The 16,486-nt window shown below is 44.6% G+C and carries 13 protein-coding genes; 4 read left to right on the forward strand and 9 right to left on the reverse strand.

From position 1 onward, the window contains the following. Positions 1-204: 204 nt before the first annotated feature. The 7 genes from C0V77_RS09790 to C0V77_RS09820 all read right to left on the reverse strand — a co-directional run bounded on the left by C0V77_RS09790 (position 205) and on the right by C0V77_RS09820 (position 9,081). Positions 205-1,524 carry an MFS transporter gene (locus C0V77_RS09790; RefSeq protein ID WP_101726165.1) on the reverse strand — a complete coding sequence of 440 codons (1,320 nt, stop codon included), beginning with the start codon at positions 1,522-1,524 and terminating at the stop codon, positions 205-207. Positions 1,525-1,608: 84 nt separating this feature from the next. Then, a complete protein-coding gene (locus tag C0V77_RS09795) occupies positions 1,609-2,364 on the reverse strand; it encodes a LamB/YcsF family protein (RefSeq protein ID WP_101726166.1) in 756 nt (251 codons plus the stop codon). 250 nt (positions 2,365-2,614) lie between these two features. Beyond that, positions 2,615-3,583, reverse strand: a complete 969-nt coding sequence (locus C0V77_RS09800) for a biotin-dependent carboxyltransferase family protein (protein ID WP_101726167.1) — start codon at positions 3,581-3,583, stop codon at positions 2,615-2,617. 355 nt (positions 3,584-3,938) lie between these two features. Next, positions 3,939-4,613, reverse strand: coding sequence for a 5-oxoprolinase subunit PxpB (pxpB, locus tag C0V77_RS09805; RefSeq protein ID WP_143706051.1), 675 nt, complete (start codon positions 4,611-4,613; stop codon positions 3,939-3,941). A gap of 98 nt (positions 4,614-4,711) precedes the next feature. Beyond that, on the reverse strand, positions 4,712-6,724 hold the full coding sequence (locus C0V77_RS09810) for a thioredoxin domain-containing protein (protein ID WP_101726169.1): 2,013 nt from the start codon (positions 6,722-6,724) through the stop codon (positions 4,712-4,714). Between the two features lie 9 nt (positions 6,725-6,733). Further along, positions 6,734-8,386: a T9SS type A sorting domain-containing protein gene (locus tag C0V77_RS09815; RefSeq protein WP_101726170.1), complete on the reverse strand. Its 1,653-nt coding sequence runs from the start codon at positions 8,384-8,386 to the stop codon at positions 6,734-6,736. Between the two features lie 20 nt (positions 8,387-8,406). Further along, the gene (locus C0V77_RS09820; RefSeq protein WP_101726171.1) at positions 8,407-9,081 is read right to left on the reverse strand and encodes an NUDIX hydrolase; all 675 of its coding nucleotides are present in this window, start codon (positions 9,079-9,081) and stop codon (positions 8,407-8,409) included. Between the two features lie 172 nt (positions 9,082-9,253). Between C0V77_RS09820 and C0V77_RS09825 the strand changes: the two genes are divergently transcribed. The 4 genes from C0V77_RS09825 (at position 9,254) to C0V77_RS09840 (ending at position 13,301) form a co-directional block, all read left to right on the forward strand. Further along, positions 9,254-10,540: a hemolysin family protein gene (locus tag C0V77_RS09825; RefSeq protein ID WP_101726172.1), complete on the forward strand. Its 1,287-nt coding sequence runs from the start codon at positions 9,254-9,256 to the stop codon at positions 10,538-10,540. A 284-nt stretch (positions 10,541-10,824) separates the two neighbouring features. Beyond that, positions 10,825-11,454 carry an orotate phosphoribosyltransferase gene (pyrE, locus tag C0V77_RS09830; RefSeq protein WP_101726173.1) on the forward strand — a complete coding sequence of 210 codons (630 nt, stop codon included), beginning with the start codon at positions 10,825-10,827 and terminating at the stop codon, positions 11,452-11,454. Between the two features lie 95 nt (positions 11,455-11,549). Then, positions 11,550-12,446: a hypothetical protein gene (locus C0V77_RS09835; protein WP_143706053.1), complete on the forward strand. Its 897-nt coding sequence runs from the start codon at positions 11,550-11,552 to the stop codon at positions 12,444-12,446. Between the two features lie 3 nt (positions 12,447-12,449). After that, positions 12,450-13,301, forward strand: a complete 852-nt coding sequence (locus tag C0V77_RS09840; RefSeq protein WP_101726175.1) for a sulfotransferase domain-containing protein — start codon at positions 12,450-12,452, stop codon at positions 13,299-13,301. Between the two features lie 463 nt (positions 13,302-13,764). On the opposite strand, the gene C0V77_RS23065 is transcribed toward C0V77_RS09840, so the two are convergent. Next, complete coding sequence (locus C0V77_RS23065; protein ID WP_158237921.1) at positions 13,765-13,908, reverse strand: hypothetical protein; 144 nt, start codon at positions 13,906-13,908, stop codon at positions 13,765-13,767. Positions 13,909-14,113: 205 nt separating this feature from the next. Continuing rightward, positions 14,114-15,997 (reverse strand): asparagine synthase-related protein, encoded by a 1,884-nt coding sequence (locus C0V77_RS09845; protein ID WP_101726176.1) that lies wholly within the window; start codon positions 15,995-15,997, stop codon positions 14,114-14,116. Positions 15,998-16,486: the final 489 nt, after the last annotated feature.

Here is a 16,486-nt window from a genome sequence, read left to right on the forward strand (position 1 = left end):
CCATACAGTTACGTGATATCCTGAATTTAAATTAAGAACAGACCGGTGCTCTGGTTGGGGGTAAAATGGTTTTACCAAAACCGAGTACTGACGATTAGGAATAAATTTGCCGGGCATTTAGCACATGTAAGCACGCACCCGTTAATTGCTGCAAAAATAGTAAAATGCAATGATATAAACCTTATAGTAAAATTTATATTAGGCTTATCCCTTATAAATATTCTTCGACGGAATACGCATCAGCAATAAAAAGCCGATAATAAAAAACACCAGTATTACCAGCACCGAATTGCGCATGTCGCCGGTTAGCTGTTCTGCCACACCAAACAAAAGCGTGCCAAGGGTAATGGCTATTTTCTCGACGATGTCGTAAAACCCGAAATAAGAGGCGGTGTCTTTGGTGTCGTCGGGTATCAGTTTGGCATAAGTTGAACGCGACAGCGACTGTATGCCACCCATTACCAGACCCACCACGGCGGCTATCACATAAAATTCATTGGCGGTGGTGGTAAAATAAGCAGCCAGCGGCATAAGCGACCAGATGAATATCTCTATCAGCAGGGCTTTGGTATTGCCGAATTTGCCCGATAACCAAGAGGCCAGAAATGAACCCGGAATAGCAATGAGCTGAATGAGCAATAAAGTAACAATCAGCCCGGTTTTTTCTATGTGCAATTCTTTATCGGCAAAAATGGTGGCCACGTAAATGACCGTCATTACGCCCATGTCATAAAACAGAAATGCCAGCAGAAAACGCTTGATGAGGTTGTTCTGGCGAAGCTCGCCCAATACTTTTCGTAATTCTCTGAAACTACTGCTGAACACCTCTCCTTTCAGCCTTTTAACGTTGTCTTTGGGCAGGTAGTAGAACGGTATCTGTGCAAACAAGGCCCACCATAAACCCACAGTAAGAAACGTAATGCGTGCCGTAAGGCCAGACTCCGTATCAGCCTGCGAAAGCCCCACCATTTCGGGTTTCATGATCATAACCAGATTAAACACCAGCAATAGTACGCTGCCAATGTAACCCATCATAAACCCGCGGGCGCTGAGGTTATCAAAACGGTCTTCGGTGGCAATTTCAGGCAGGAATGAGTTATAGAAAACGATGCTTCCGCCCCAGCCAACTATTGAAAGCCCAAAGGCAATGACCACCCAGTTGACGTTGTCGCGGGTAAAGAAAAAGAAGTAGGCACAACTGGCAGCCCCCAGATAACAGAATAGTTTCATAAAAAACTTACGCCGCCCGCTCGAGTCGGCCAGTGGAGTAAGTATGGGGTTCAGCAAAACCAGCAGTAAAGTGGCTACTGATATGGTATAAGAATAGAGAACGGAGTTCTGTACATGAAAGCCAAAGAAATTAACCTCGTCGTTGATGATGTTACCCAATGAATCTTTAACAGACGTGGTAGCCAGAAAGTACATCGGAAAAACAACGGTAATAATAACAAGGTTATGCACCGAGTTGGCCCAGTCGTACATGGTCCAGGCGGTTAGCACTTTCTTCTGATTCTTTTGAAACATTGCTTAGGTAAGTGTTTGGTTTAGGGAAAACAGGCACGAATTAGCAAATAATTATTTAATTTTTTAAATCTATGCAATAAATTTTCAGATAGCCCGTATCTGAATCCCCTCCATTTTCAATCTTTCATTCAAAGCACGGGCAAACGCTACTGCATGCGTGCCATCACCATGTACACAAATGGTGTCGGCTTTTATGGGTATCGCCCGGCCTTCAGTCGAAACAACCATGCCTTCTTTTATCATCCTGATTACCTGCGTAACGGCTGTTTCGGTATCTTCAATGAGTGCATTGGCATGAGTCCGTGGGGTCAGGCTGCCGTCGTGCTGATAAGTACGGTCGGCGAAGACTTCTGAGGCCGTTTGCAGGCCTGCTTTCTCAGCTTCACTTATCAGCAGGCTGCCTGAAAGACCGTATAAAATCAGTTCAGGGTCGCTGTCGATTGTGGCTTGGGCTATGGCCTGTGCCAGCGCAGCATCTTTGGCTGCCATGTTATATAAAGCACCGTGCGGTTTTACATGGTGCAATGTACCCCCCAAAGCCCTGGTTACATGAAGCATGGCGCCTATCTGATAGAGGCAGATATCATAGACTTCCTGCGGACTGAGTTGCATATTGCGCCTGCCAAAGCCTTGCAAATCGGGGAAGCCGGGGTGCGCGCCTATGGCTACACCTTTATTGAGCGCCAGCTCTGCAGTTTTGCGCATTGTGGTGGCATCGCCCGCATGGAAACCACAGGCAATATTGGCCGACGATATATAGTTCATCAGGGTTTCGTCGTTGCCCATTGTCCAGGTGCCGAACGACTCGCCCATGTCGCAGTTGAGGTCTATGGTTGGCATTTTGTTGGGTTATAAATATGGCACGTTGAATGGCGTAGAGCCGCATTGAAATGCGGCTTCAGTGGTATTTCCATTCCAATTAAACCATTTTCAGAATCAGTTTACTATCAATTAGACAATACTCATATTCTACGACGAGCCGCATGCAATGCGGCTCTACCAGATTCAACGAATTATTAATATCTAATCCCTCATGCTTCGTTTCACCGACTAAATTCAGCGGCTAATTAAACAAAGGAATAATTTGTGTTTATATGCCGACTGAAGTCGGCAGTTTTGAGTAAAAGTAATACATTGTCGCCTTCAATTTCCTAATCTCCTTCTCTCTCAAAATTAATAATTCTTCGGCTTCTTTGGGTGATATAAACTGAAAACGGATATTATCTTTTGGGCCGCATTGCGCCAGCATAGGTAAATCTACTGAAACTACATTACCCACACGGGGGTAACCGCCGGTTGTCTGGTGGTCGGCCATCAGAATTATCAATTGTCCGTCGGGCAATAGTTGCACCGTTCCGAAATCAACTGCTGATGAAACCAGTTCTATTTTTTCTGATAATTGTAAAGTTTCCCCCATCAACCGGTAGCCCATCCGATTAGATTGTTGGCTGATAGTGAAAGTTTGGTCTTTCAGCAATGTTTTGCTTTCGCCAGTCAATAAAGCATATTCGTTTCCTTTGATGAGCCTGATCATGGGCGATGCCCCGTAGGGTGGCCGGACACTTTGACCCAAATAGGGTAAAAAGGCCGTTGGATTGGTAGAAGATAATGCAAATCTTTGTCGCGAACGTATGGTATTGAAATCCAGCAGGCTATTTGTGCTTTTGCTGCCCAGCCATGTTTGGGCATGAATGCCCTCTTTAACAGCCAGGTAGGCGCGCTGGCCGTTGATTCTCTTTCTGAATTTCAGCGTGTTTCCGGCGGGTATCTGTATGGCTTGCCAGTTATTGATTGGGCTTATGCCACCATTTTCGTTCGACAGATAAGGTGCAAAATCTGCTCCGCCAATGGCTATGACGGCGGCTCCTTCAAATAGTATTTCCGGTGCAGGGAAATGGAATTCTATTACTGCTTCGTTTTCATCATTACCCAGTAGGATATTGAGCAGACGTGCGGCGGTTTTGTCCATTGCACCGTTGGGGTTAATGCCGCTGTAACGGTAGGCGTTACGGCCGGTATCCTGAATTGTGCTTAATATGCCGGGTTTTAGGAATTGCATTCTGGTTATTCTTGAATTAGTTTTTTTGGCTTTCTATCATTGAGGCTTATTGCCAAATAAAAATACTATAAGTTTTATAAACCCGGGTTGTTACTTTTTTTACCTGAAAAAAAGTAACGCAAAAAAGCAGGCATCATTTAACTCGCACAATTAAAAATCCTTCAGACTACTTACATTCTCATCAATTCTTCCTCGATTTTTAATCGTGCACAGACAAGAAATGATGTTTTAAGGTTATTCATTTTTAGTCGTTATTCTTTTCCTCTGTGAAACTCTGTGTTTAACTCTGGTAACTCCGTGGTAAAACTTTTATTGTGGCTAAAAATGCGGCGAACAGGATGTTCGCGCCACAAGTTTAAATTACCCTCACAAACCTAACTAAATCTCCGGCTTTTAAAAGGGTGGGTGGTTGCGCGTTCATATCGAACAAGGGGGTATTGGTATGGCCGATGAGCTGCCAGCCTCCCGGGCTTGCCAATGGATAAATGCCTGTTTGCCGGCCTGCAATGCCTACGCTGCCTGCGGGTACGCTGGTGCGGGGCGATGCCCTCCTGGGTGTAGCAATGCGGGCATCCATGCCACCCAGATAAGCAAAACCGGGCAGAAAACCCATCATATATACACGGTAAGTGGCGGCGCTGTGTATCTGTATCACTTCTTCAATGCTTAGTTGGTGATGTTCTGCCACAAATGCAATGTCTTCACCATTATATATTACCGGAATTTCTATCAGGTTGGGGCTTGTGCTTGTAGCAATATTGAGCTTGTTCAGAGCTTCTACCAGATAGTTTTCAACTAATGCATAAGCTGTTGGGGAATCGGCGTAAGCATTTCTTACCTGAATAACATCATAAAATACTGTCAATGAGGCATAAGCCGGAACGGCCTCTGAAAAACCAACAAATGGGTTTTCTTTACAATAATCTAACAGTTGGGCCACACGTGTATTGACCGCCTCGTCTATTACAGAACCGAAGTCGATAGTGATTGACGAATCACTAAGTGAGAATATTCTATAGGGTTGCTCCAAAAGGTTTAGTTTAAACACGCTCCAACTATGAGGAGAGAGGCTTTTAACTCCCTCCCTATTGTTGGGGAGGGTTGGGACGGTCGCCCGCTGGCGTGGGGTCATTTCAACAATTCCAATGCCTTGCTGATGTTATCTGTGGGCAGTTGGCAGGTTTTATCAAAGCAAACGTAAATCATGGTTCGTCCGTCCTGCGCTGTGCGGCCTTGCAGCAGAGGCAGGCCAGACCCCTCGGCAGTACCTGCAAACACCTTATTAGGGTTGTAGGTCTGGTCTAACAGGGCTCTTATGCCTTGCGCATCTGGCCCAACAATGGCCACTTCGGCGGTTGGCTTTACCAATTGGGTGGCCAATGTAGCCCAGTTGGTGAGCCACTGGGTATCGGTCAGCACCAGTTTTTTCATTTTGGCCAGCATCAGGCGGGCTATATCCACAAAATCGCGGCGGTCGAGCAGGATACCCAGGTTATACAGGTTGCCGGCCATTATAGAATTAGAGGCCGGTATTACGTTATCAAAGAGTTCTTTTTTGCGGGCTATCAGTTGTTCTCCCTGGCTGTCGGTAAAATAGAAAAACTGGTCTTCGGCGTCATAAAAATTGGCAATTACGTAATCAGTCAGCATTTCGGCTTCATGCAGCCACTGCTCGTCGAATGTTACCTGATACAAAGCCGTGTAGGCTTCTATTACGCTGGCGTAGTCTTCCAGATATGCAATAATGGTAGCCTTGCCGTTTTTATAATTATGCCACAGGCCCCTACCCTCGCGGCCGTCTTCGGTTTGTACAACCACACTCATTTTTGTTTGAATAAAATGCGCATTGACCAGTGCCAGGGTTAAAAACGCGGGGTCGTTGATGTATCGGTAGGCATCAACCAGCCCCTTGAGCATCAGTCCGTTCCACGAGCAGAGAATCTTGTCGTCGAGACCCGGTCGCACGCGCTTGCTGCGTTCTTCCAGCAAGGTGGCAAACATTTTATCCCATTGGGTATTGTCAACACCCCACAGGCGGTCTTCCAGATGCAGAATATTGTTGCCGTGTTCCCAGTTGCCTTCTTCGGTTATATTAAAAGCTTCATTAAATTCTGCCGATTTTTCAGCCAGCAGGTAATCAATTTCCTGCTTTTTCCAGATGTAAAATTTCCCTTCTTCGCCTTCGCTGTCGGCATCCAGCGCCGAGTAAAAGCCTCCTTCGGGGCTGGTCATTTCGCGTTGCAGCCAGTTGATGGTCTGGGTAACACGTTCTTTGTACAGGTGGTCACGGGTGAGTGCGTAGGCCTCGGCATAGAGCGACACCAACTGACCGTTGTCGTAGAGCATTTTCTCAAAATGCGGCACTTTCCAGTCGGCATCGGTCGAATACCGCGTCCATCCGCCACCCAGTATATCATAAATGCCTCCAAGCGCCAGCCTGTCAAGCGTCAGGTTCAGGTGCTGCAAGGCTCTTTCATCTTTAGTAAGCTGATAATAACGCAACATAAATTTCCAGATGCTGGGCATCGGAAACTTCGGCGCGCGATTCATGCCGCCGCGTTCGTAGTCGAAATTAGCGCGCATCCGGTTAAAAACAGCTACCAGCTCTTCTTCGCTGAAACTCAGTTCTTCATCTGCCTGTAAACCATATTTTTCCGACTCGCTGAAAAGCATATTCTGTGTAAATCCATCGGCCGACTCCTGTAATTTTTCGTAGTTTTCGTCAAAGGCACGCTTAATGCCCACTACCAGATTAGCCCAGTTTTGCGGCGGAAAATACGTTCCACCATAAAAAGGCCGCGCATTGGGCATCAGAAAAACATTGAGCGGCCAGCCACCCTGCAAGCCCATGGCCTGTAAGGCCTCCATATAAATGGCGTCTACATCGGGGCGTTCTTCGCGGTCTACTTTTATGCACACCAGATGGGCATTCATTAAATCGGCAATCTGCTGGTTTTCGAACGATTCACGCTCCATTACATGGCACCAGTGGCAAGCCGAATAGCCGATACTTACCAGTATGGGTTTGTTTTCGGCCTGGGCTTTTTGCAAGGCTGCTTCACCCCAGGGGTACCATTCAACCGGATTATGAGCGTGCTGTAATAGATAGGGGCTAGTTTCGTGAATCAGTTGATTAGGCATAAAATTGCATTATTTTTTTATGAATTTGGTGGATAAGTTCATGGCTCGTATCAGGTACGTACCTGCAGGCAGGTGGTTGATTTTCAGGGTTTTGATGTTTTGCCCCTGCTGTAGGCCGATGTTTTCTTCATAAATGGTTTTGCCTGCGGCGTTGGTCATGCTGATGCGCGTGGTTTGCGGTTGCGGGCTGTTCAGGCTGAGGTGCAGTTCTTCTTCTGTCGGGTTTGGAAAAACCTTCAGAGCATTGGGCAATTGGCCGGGTTCCTGGCCCAGCAGGCTCATATCAAACCTGCATAGAAAAACCTCGTACCCTTTTAGTGGTATAAACAACTTCTGGTTGTTGTAGGTGGCCTCTACCATTACGGCATCGTTGTCGTCTTTGGCGTAAGGGTTGTGCGCCACCACCAGCAAATGGTTATTTTTTACCACCGCCCGCCAGATAGGCTTGCGGCTGTCAACGTAGGCATGAGCCGGTTGAGGTATTACCAGCTGATAGTTGCCCGTAAACATCTCTTTATAAGCCGACAAGCGGTGCAGGCCTTTAATAAAATACTCGTAGGCAGCAAAGTTTTCGTTGTTGGCAAACAGGTTGGGGTCGTCCCACAGCCAGAGGCCACTGGCACCGGAGAAAAACGGAAAAATGGCTGTAGCTTCGGCCATAAACGGTTTTATGAACTTCCGAGCTGCATTGGTTACGTAACTGTAACGCAGCCAAACAAACGGAATGATGCGTTTATCGGGCGCCCAGGCGCGGTTTACCTCTATCTGAAAAAGCAGGTAGGCCAGGTAGTCGGGCGCCAGCGGGTGCGGGTAGTCATAATAATAATAGGCGGACGGCGCCAGGAAATCCTGCCGGGCCAGCACATCGCCGCCCAGGGTATTCCGGTTGAAATCGTACATCAGGTAATTGAGCAGGCCGGGGTCGGTTGTCCATTTCTGCCAGCTATTACCGGGTATGTTAATGTAGGTATTCAGAATGGGGGTATCTGAATACCCCGCTATGCTGGCCTGTTTATTGTTTTTGGTAAACAAAAAGGCCTCGGCATACAAGGCCTGCAAATCTTTTTTGTATTGGGTTATAAAGGCGTTATTGTCAAGGCTCCGGTAAGCAACGGGGGTTGTGGGGTGGTTTTTCAGAATCAGAATAGAATCGTTGCTTTTGATTTGCCGTTCAATATCCGGCACCAGCAGGTCTACTTCAGGCATGGTACTCAGTTCGTGCTGCCATCTGCCCTTGTAGCCGTCCAGGTTGTTATTCCAGGGGCTGCGCAAGGCCCACCAGGGTTGGTCTGCGCCGTTAAAGGCTACGCCATACCATACCAGCGCTCTTTGATGTTTAGGCAGGGTGGCGTCGGCGTTTTCAAAAGTTGCCAGATGGCTAAACCCATATCTGAGCGGAAGCCGCTGCGCGTCGCCAAAGCGGGGGCCGCCATACACCAGCGTAAAAGGCAGGGTAAATTCGGGGAATTTCTGCCAGTCGATTATGCGGTTCTGAGCTGTGGGGCTGAACGGCGCCTCAACGGCATTGCAGATTTGTGCGAACGAACGGAAAGCGAATAGCTGCAAGGCAGCAAACAGGAAAAACCATTGCGCCCGTTTGTTCCAACCATATAGCAGAGACAAACGGTAGCGTGGCCAATTCTTGTTGTTGCTGTGTATCATGTAAACATAACCGCGAAAAACTATTGCTTGTTCAATTCATCAAAAACATAACGGATAGAACTGTAAGAATTGAGCAGGGCTTTCTGCACCTGTTTTTCGTCCATCCAGCTTAATTCTTCAATGCCCTCTTCTGTCTGGGGTTTCATGTGGGTGTCGTCGATACATTGCATTATATACCACTTGGTGCGTTTCAGTATTTTGTTATTGCCCATGGCGTACGTGTGCCAGGTTGTGCAAATTTTTTCACCGAGTATCACACTTATGTTGCATTCTTCCTCAACCTCGCGCACGGCGGTGGTTTTAGACTTCTCGTCGTCGTCTCGTTTGCCTTTGGGGAGGTCCCACTTGCCGAGGCGATACATCATCAGTATTTTATCGTCGTCATTAAAAACAACGCCTCCTGCTGCTTTAACTACCTTATAATAGCCCTTTATCTGCTGTTCAATGCTGGTTTTGTCGTCTACCACAAACACCACCGACTGGAAGTCGAAGTCTTTCACTGTCCACAAAAGGCGAAAGAATTTCTCAATAGTGGCGGCAGAGGTATTTAAAATGATAACGTGCCCTTTAAACCGTTTTTCGGTAAGTGGCTCCAGTCGGGCATCCAGCATGATATCAAAGTCATTGCCGTGCAAATGATGGAACTTATTTTTACTTATAATCTTTACAGGTTTGTCGTCAATGAAGATAACCATTGGTTTTGTTCAGGCAGATTTGTTTCTGGCAGCAAAGTTCGTAATTTTTTTGAAAGTTATTGAAGCCGTAAAAAAATTATAATACACATTTCGTTCAGAATATTTGTAAAACATATTATTTTGCACTTTAATCACCATCTGGCCCACCTACCGGCGGGCCAAAAACTTCTAAATGGAAATTTTAATTATCCTTTTTTTAGTAATACTCAACGGTATTTTCTCTATGTCAGAGATTGCCCTGGTATCATCCCGCAAAACTAAACTAGAAATATCAAGCAAAAATGGTGATAAAAGAGCGCAGGCAGCGCTAGACCTGGCCAATTCTCCCAATCGTTTTTTATCTACGGTTCAAATCGGAATCACCCTAATCAGCCTCTTAACGGGTATTTTTTCAGGCGACAGCCTGACACTGCACCTGCGCGATACACTGCTGGCATGGGGGTTTCCGGAGTTATACGCCAATGAAGTATCGGTGGGGCTAATTGTACTCATTATCGGCTTTGTGCAGTTGGTACTGGGCGAACTGGTACCCAAACGTATAGGCATGGCAAACCCCGAGGCCATAGCCAAAGCGGTAGCCGCGCCGATGAACATCCTGTCGAAAATTACTTCTCCGTTTATATGGCTGCTCACCAAAAGCAGCGACCTCATTTTTAAGATGTTCGGCATTACGCAGTCTGACTTTGCGGTAACGGAAGAAGAAATAAAATCGATGATTCAGGAAGGTGCAACCGGCGGAGCCATTGACGAGATTGAGCAGGAAATTGTGCAGAACGTTTTTCATCTGGGCGACAGGAAGATTACCACCCTGATGACCAGCCGTAACGAAATTACGATGCTGGACGTAGAAGACAGCGTTGAAGAAAACAAAGCCAAGATTATAGAATACAAGCACTCGGTGTATCCGGTTTGTAAAGACGGTATCGACAATATTATTGGTTTGTTGTATATAAAAAACCTGTTAGGCAAAGACCTGGACACTGAACTGAGAAACCTGGAACAGGTGCTGAAAGAACCCCTGTTTATACCTGAAAACAACCATGCGTATCAGGCGTTGGAGAAATTCCGTGAGGAGCGTATCCATGTGGGTATTATTGTTGACGAATACGGCAGTGTGCTGGGTATGATTACCCTGAACGACATTATGGATGCTTTGGTGGGTGATATTTCGGTAGATAATGAGTTTAGCTACGAGATTTTTGAACGTGAAGACGGAAGTTTTCTGGTTGATGCCTCCCTGCCTTTTGATGATTTTCTGAATCATTTTGATATTCAGATTAACAACCGCCGCGATTACACCGGCTTTGATACCCTGGGTGGCTTTGCCCTGAACATTTTGAAAGAGATACCCGACACCGGCGATAAATTTGAATGGGAAGACTACGAATTTGAAATTATTGATATGGACAAAAACCGGATTGACAAGATTCTGGTTTTGAAGGTGCCAAAAGAGAGTTAATGGGTGAATAATAACCGTTGAGATTAACTCAAAACGTTTTCTGACATTCACCGCTTCGATATCCCCGGGGATGTACAATCGGCAGAATAAATTCCTTAGAAAAAACTCGGGTACCACAGGGACGATGGATAGAAATACCGTCCCGCTTAGACTTTTCATACCAAAAAAAACACAAATTCTCTCTGAAAACCTGAAATTTAAGGTACAAACCACTTAAAAGGCTTTACCAGAAATATATAATCAGTAACATTTTTTGCCTTCAGGCTACCTAATATAATAACTGAATGAACACTTCGCGTAAAATTGCTTCTTATCTGTTATCAACCAAGGCCGTAAAATTAAGCCCCGACCAGCCGTTTCAATGGAGTTCGGGCTGGAACTCGCCCATTTATTGCGACAACCGCGTAACGTTGTCTTACCCGGAAGCAAGAACATTTATTAAAAAATCGTTGGCGAAGGCCATTAAAAAGCATTTTCCTGAGGCCGAACTCATAGCTGGTGTAGCCACTGCTGGTATACCGCAAGGCGCGCTGGTAGCCGAGGCGCTTGGCCTGCCGTTTGCCTATGTGCGCCCCAAACCGAAAGAACACGGCATGGGCAACCAGATTGAAGGCCGTATTGAAAAAGGACAGAAAGTGGTGGTTATTGAAGACCTGATATCAACAGGTGGCAGCTCTCTGAAAGCCGTAGACGCCCTGCGTGCCGCCGGAATTGAAGTGGTGGGTATGGCAGCCATTTTTACCTATGGCTTTAAAGTAGCCGACCAGAACTTTGCCGACAAACAGGTACCGCTGGTAACGCTGAGCCATTATAATGCCTTGATAGACGAGGCCATCAGACAGAATTATATATCGGCAGAATCGTTGGAGTCCCTCAAAAAATGGCGCAGAAAACCCGAAACCTGGGGTAAGTAAGTACAAGAATTGATACAATCTTTTACGAGGCAGAAACCCAATTCTGTCGCTTTGTTTATATGGCAGGTGGTATCTGCCTTTCAGAATCTATCAGAATGGTCTCTTACATTTATAAAGGTTGTGGTATCAGCATAAGCTCTGAACTGCCATTACCTGAACTGGTACCGGGCGATGCCACCCAGGCAGACCTCAGCATCAGAATAGGCCCGGTACCAGACCAGCCAACAGCGCAGGTAACAGACATTGGCCCCGGCTATATGGCAAGTGCCCATGAGTATATTTTCAGGTTACCGAATGTGGCAGGCTATTATGCAAGAGATGGTAAAGAAATATGGATTGAACCGGCTAAAAATGCCGACGCTGAAAGCATCAGACATTTTTTACTGAATCAGGTTTTGCCACAGATACTGTTTCAGAGAAATCTGATACCATTGAAAGCATCAGGTATTATCTATAACAACCAGGTGGTTTTGTTTGTAGGGCGTAGCGGAGCAGGCAAGTCTACCCTTCTGGCATCACTAAAGCAAAGAGGTTATCAAGTATTTACTGATGATATGTGCGTTATGCGCCACAACGCCAAAGGAGAAATAGAAATACTGGCAGGTTATGCTACTATAAAATTATGGCAAGATGCCTACAAAATACTTCAATTGGGGAAGCCGGATGAAAGCATGAGAATACGGCCTCAATTGCCCAAATACAATACGTTTATTCATGAAGAGTTCCTGTCTTACCCGTATCAGGCAGCAACAACCATTTTTTTATTAGAGGCTACCATCCAAAAAAGCGATTATACAGCAGGTGTATCCTATGCCAGCTTGTTTAAAGCACACACAGATAGCCTGCATGGTAAATCTTTCAATAAAAGGCAACTGGTGTTTAGTGTGCTTAGCACTTTTCTTAAAAACAAAACCGCGTACCGTATCAGGCGCTCGGTACACCAGGATTCGATTGATGAAATGGTAAAGTTTATTGAAACCAAAATCTGCTAACCTATGCAAGACACACTTCGTAAAATTGTATGGCTGGCCTCATATCCCAAAAGTGGCAATACCTGGTTCAGATTGTTTTTGTCGGCACTTGCCAATAAAGGCAATTTAGATATTAACCGTCTTCGTTTCCAGATGATATATTCGTCGAGAGATATATTTGAGAGCGTAAGCGGAATAGACTCGCGGTATCTTTATGACGAAGAAGCCAAATTACTGCAGCCGGAGGTTTTTAGAAAAATTGCTGTTGATTCAACAGAAAACCTGTATATAAAAATTCATGATGCTTTTGTGCAGGCAAACGGCACTACACCCATAGTACCAGAAGATGCAAGCCTTTGTGCCATTTATTTTATCAGAAATCCGCTTGATATTGTTGCTTCTCTGGCCAATCATTTAAATAAACCTATTCATTATGCTTTAACTCTGCTTTGCAATAAAGCAGGTTTTTTTGTGCCGCAACATGGTAATCTGAACAATCGTAATCAGTTCAGACAGTATTTATCAGACTGGAGTTCGCATGTGCAGAGCTGGACCAACGGCCCGAATTTTCCTGTATATGTTGTCAGGTATGAAGATATGCTCGAAAACCCCTTTCAGGTTTTTAAGCAATTACTGATTTATACAGGCGTAACTGAATACAGCGATGATGCCATCAGGGCTGCCGTTGAAGCTACTGCTTTTGATAAACTGAAAAAGCAGGAAAATGAAAAAGGTTTCAACGAGAAATTCAGCGTTGAAACCCCTAGTTTTTTTAGAAGCGGCCTGCAAGGTAACTGGGTTAATGAGCTAAGTGCCCAGGAAGTGGAAACCTTAATACAAAACCACAGTGAAGTAATGACCCGCTTTGGCTATTAGTTTATCCGGTCATGAACCGGTTGAAACTCCGCCATCATCATTGCCTGTATTAGATGACCCTTCTATTATGTCCGCCGATAAAAGTTCTATTCTCGGTGTTTCCCAGGTTTTTTTAACAGGCAATTCTGCATTTCCTACAACTGAATCTTCAATAATACAATTATAAAAATTTTATAGATAAATATTTTTTACTTTTTTCCGGGTTAATCGCTTGGTCACTCAAATAAAAATATAATCAACTGTAAATACCTGCTAATCAGTTAATTATAAATGTATTATGCAATAACCAAAGCAGTTTTCGAAAAACCGGGGAAAACAGAAGAAATTCAGTGTTGAAACCCCTGATTTTTTTAGAAGCGGCCTGCAAGGTAACTGGCTTAATGAGCTAAGTACTGAACAAGCAGATGCCATTGTCAATTACCAACATAAGACCATGAAAAGGTTTGGTTACCTGATATAATTATCAGGAAGCGGTATCAGTACCCGCTCCGTCAGTACCTGGTTGACCGCGTCCTTTTATTACATTCTCAGATAAAACAACTATCCTTGGTGTTTCCCAGTTTTTTTTAACTGGCAATTCTTCATTTACTTCTTTTTTAACTTCCATAATAGACCTAAAAAAAATTGTTAATATTGTTAATAATAGATATGAATAATTTTATTTACTAATTAAAAAAAAACCGGCAGAAAATTAAAGTTTAAGATGGTAATGATAGCCAAGCCTGAAAATCTGATAAAAAATGGCTTAATCTCTGGTATAAATGAATCAGAAAAATCCTGTAAAACAAAATTAGAAATTGTATTTTAGAAAACTAAACTTTTTTATAGAAATAATCTTTCGCCTCAAGCCAGTGTAGGTATGCCACCAGTTCAACTGCCCATGCAGCAATACGGCAGTCAGTATTGTTTCGTTTGCCTTCAAGAATAGCCCCATACAACGTCTTAAAACGATTTATATGAAGTGCCTGCCTGCTGCGCTCATAGCTGGCATCTTGTAGAACAGCATCTATATACGTATGCGACTGAATGAATTTTTCGGTGAAATCAAGCACAAATGGCTTCTTGTCTTTTCTCCACTGAATTTCCTTTGGCACAAAACCCTCCATAGCCCTGCGCATTAAAGACCGCTGCCAATTATTTACCAGAAACTGCTCTGGCGGAATATCCATAAAAAACTCCATCAGGTTTTTATCAAGTAACGGAACCGTGCTTTCTATACCGTAAGAGGCACTTAGTTTTTTTTGCGTACTAAAAAGCATCCCACCCAAGGTACCAGTATTGATAATGGTGGCAAGCCTTTTTTTAACTGACGCTGTTGCGCCGAAGGCTACTTTTCCGGCTGCCAGAGGTGCCAGTTCTTTACTTAGCAAAGCCTGCCTCTCAAGCCGAAGGTAAGGAAGAATGGGCTCGTACAGTTTTCTGGCAAAAGAGTTATCCAGTATGCATGTCCTGAAAGCCTGAAGAAATGATATTTTGTTATCGGCGGCTATAAAGGCTAAAGATTTAAATGCCGCACGTAATTGACCCGCTTTAAGCTGGTCATATATCAGGCCATCGCCTTTGTAAGACATGGCGAAGTCTCCGCCAAAACCATTAAAAAACAAACCTATTCCTTTTTGGCTTGCGGTTTCAAACAGGCGTTTATCTGTATAAATAAAAGGATAGGCCAACACTTCGAGGCGTTCAAATGTATCGACCAGATTAGTGAAAGGCCCCGAACCGTCTGAAAAATCAATAAACTCCTGCTGAATATTAGGATACTTTTTACCCATTAGTTCCATATAATAGCGTTCGTCTTTTTGGGTTCCTGTGTAATCGGGGCTTAATACGTTAGAAATAGTATATAATGGCTTATTCTTTTTTTGCAGCTCTGTGGCCAGAATACCAGCCAGAAATGAGGAGTCTAGCCCGCCGCTTAACGAAATCCCCACGGGCTTGTCGGTATCCAGCCTTTTGTTAACGGCATTGATAATGAGTTCTCTCATGCAGGCTGCCCAGTCACTATCGTTAGTAAAGGCATACCTGCCCTGCTTTTTAAGCTGCCAGTATTTGTAAAGCCCAATAGAATGCGGCTCATCACACTGCCAGGTAAGACGGGTAGCCGCGGGCAGTTGTTTGATGTCGGCATCGTAAGTACCGCCATCAAAATTAACCATAAACTTATTTACGGTATTGTTCCTGTCAAATCTTTTCGGGGTCTGGTTTGCGGCTGTTATACCTTTTATCTCACTGGCAAACACAAACGCCTGCCCGTTGTAATAGTAATAAAAAGACCTGAAACCCATGTGGTCGGTAGCTGCAAAGATGGTTCTGGTTTCTTTGTTCCAGATTACAAAGGCAAACTCACCAACCAGGTAATCGGTACAGTTGCTGCCATATTTACGGTATAGCTTCAGTATCAGGCAGGCATCGGCTATTTCATGGTTTTTATGGGGCAGGCCCAGCAGGCTTATGATGTTGCTCTGGTTGTCAAGGCGGCTGTCGCAGGTAATTACATATTCATCTTCCTGATACGGCAATAGCTCGTTATGCTGCCTCACAGACGTAATAAGCTGGTATGTGGCTAAAAACGCCCGGGTATCATGATATGTACCTTTACCGTCTTTGGCCCTGTGTGCCATGGCTTGCTGCATAGCTGCAAAGGCTGAATCAGATTTTGGTGGAGACGTAAAGATGATTCCAAAAATGGCGCTCATGGCTGCAAATCAGGTGGTACCTGTTAAGGTTAAAATAAGACAGGGCGCAAAGATAAATAATAAATCAGAATTAGTACGGCGCAGGTAAACCAAATAAATAAAGGCAGAGATATAAAAAGAAGAAATGTGCCGCTAATGATAAGCAGACATTTACTGACTTAGTTAGGCCAAACCCTAATATACTTTTAATGCGGTGCGTTGAAATGGATTAATATCTGGTGCGTGCCTGGTTGGCTTTCTGTTGCAGGGCATGGTTCTGCTGATTTAGCAACCCTGAGTAAGACTCACAAAATAGCAAAAGGCGTACCGGAAAACCAACATGCAAAAATGGGCATAATTTTAAAATAATTTACGGGTAAAAATACCTGTTTTGCGCTTGCGTAGTTTTACGTATATGCCACAACACCTATAAAACAGGTATTTTTACGGGTATGCAACCCCTTAAAAAAGGGCTACATTTGTTGTGGCGCTTACAGGTAAGCCCCCCAG

The organism is Emticicia sp. TH156, assembly GCF_002855535.1.
Lineage (GTDB): Bacteria > Bacteroidota > Bacteroidia > Cytophagales > Spirosomataceae > Emticicia > Emticicia fluvialis.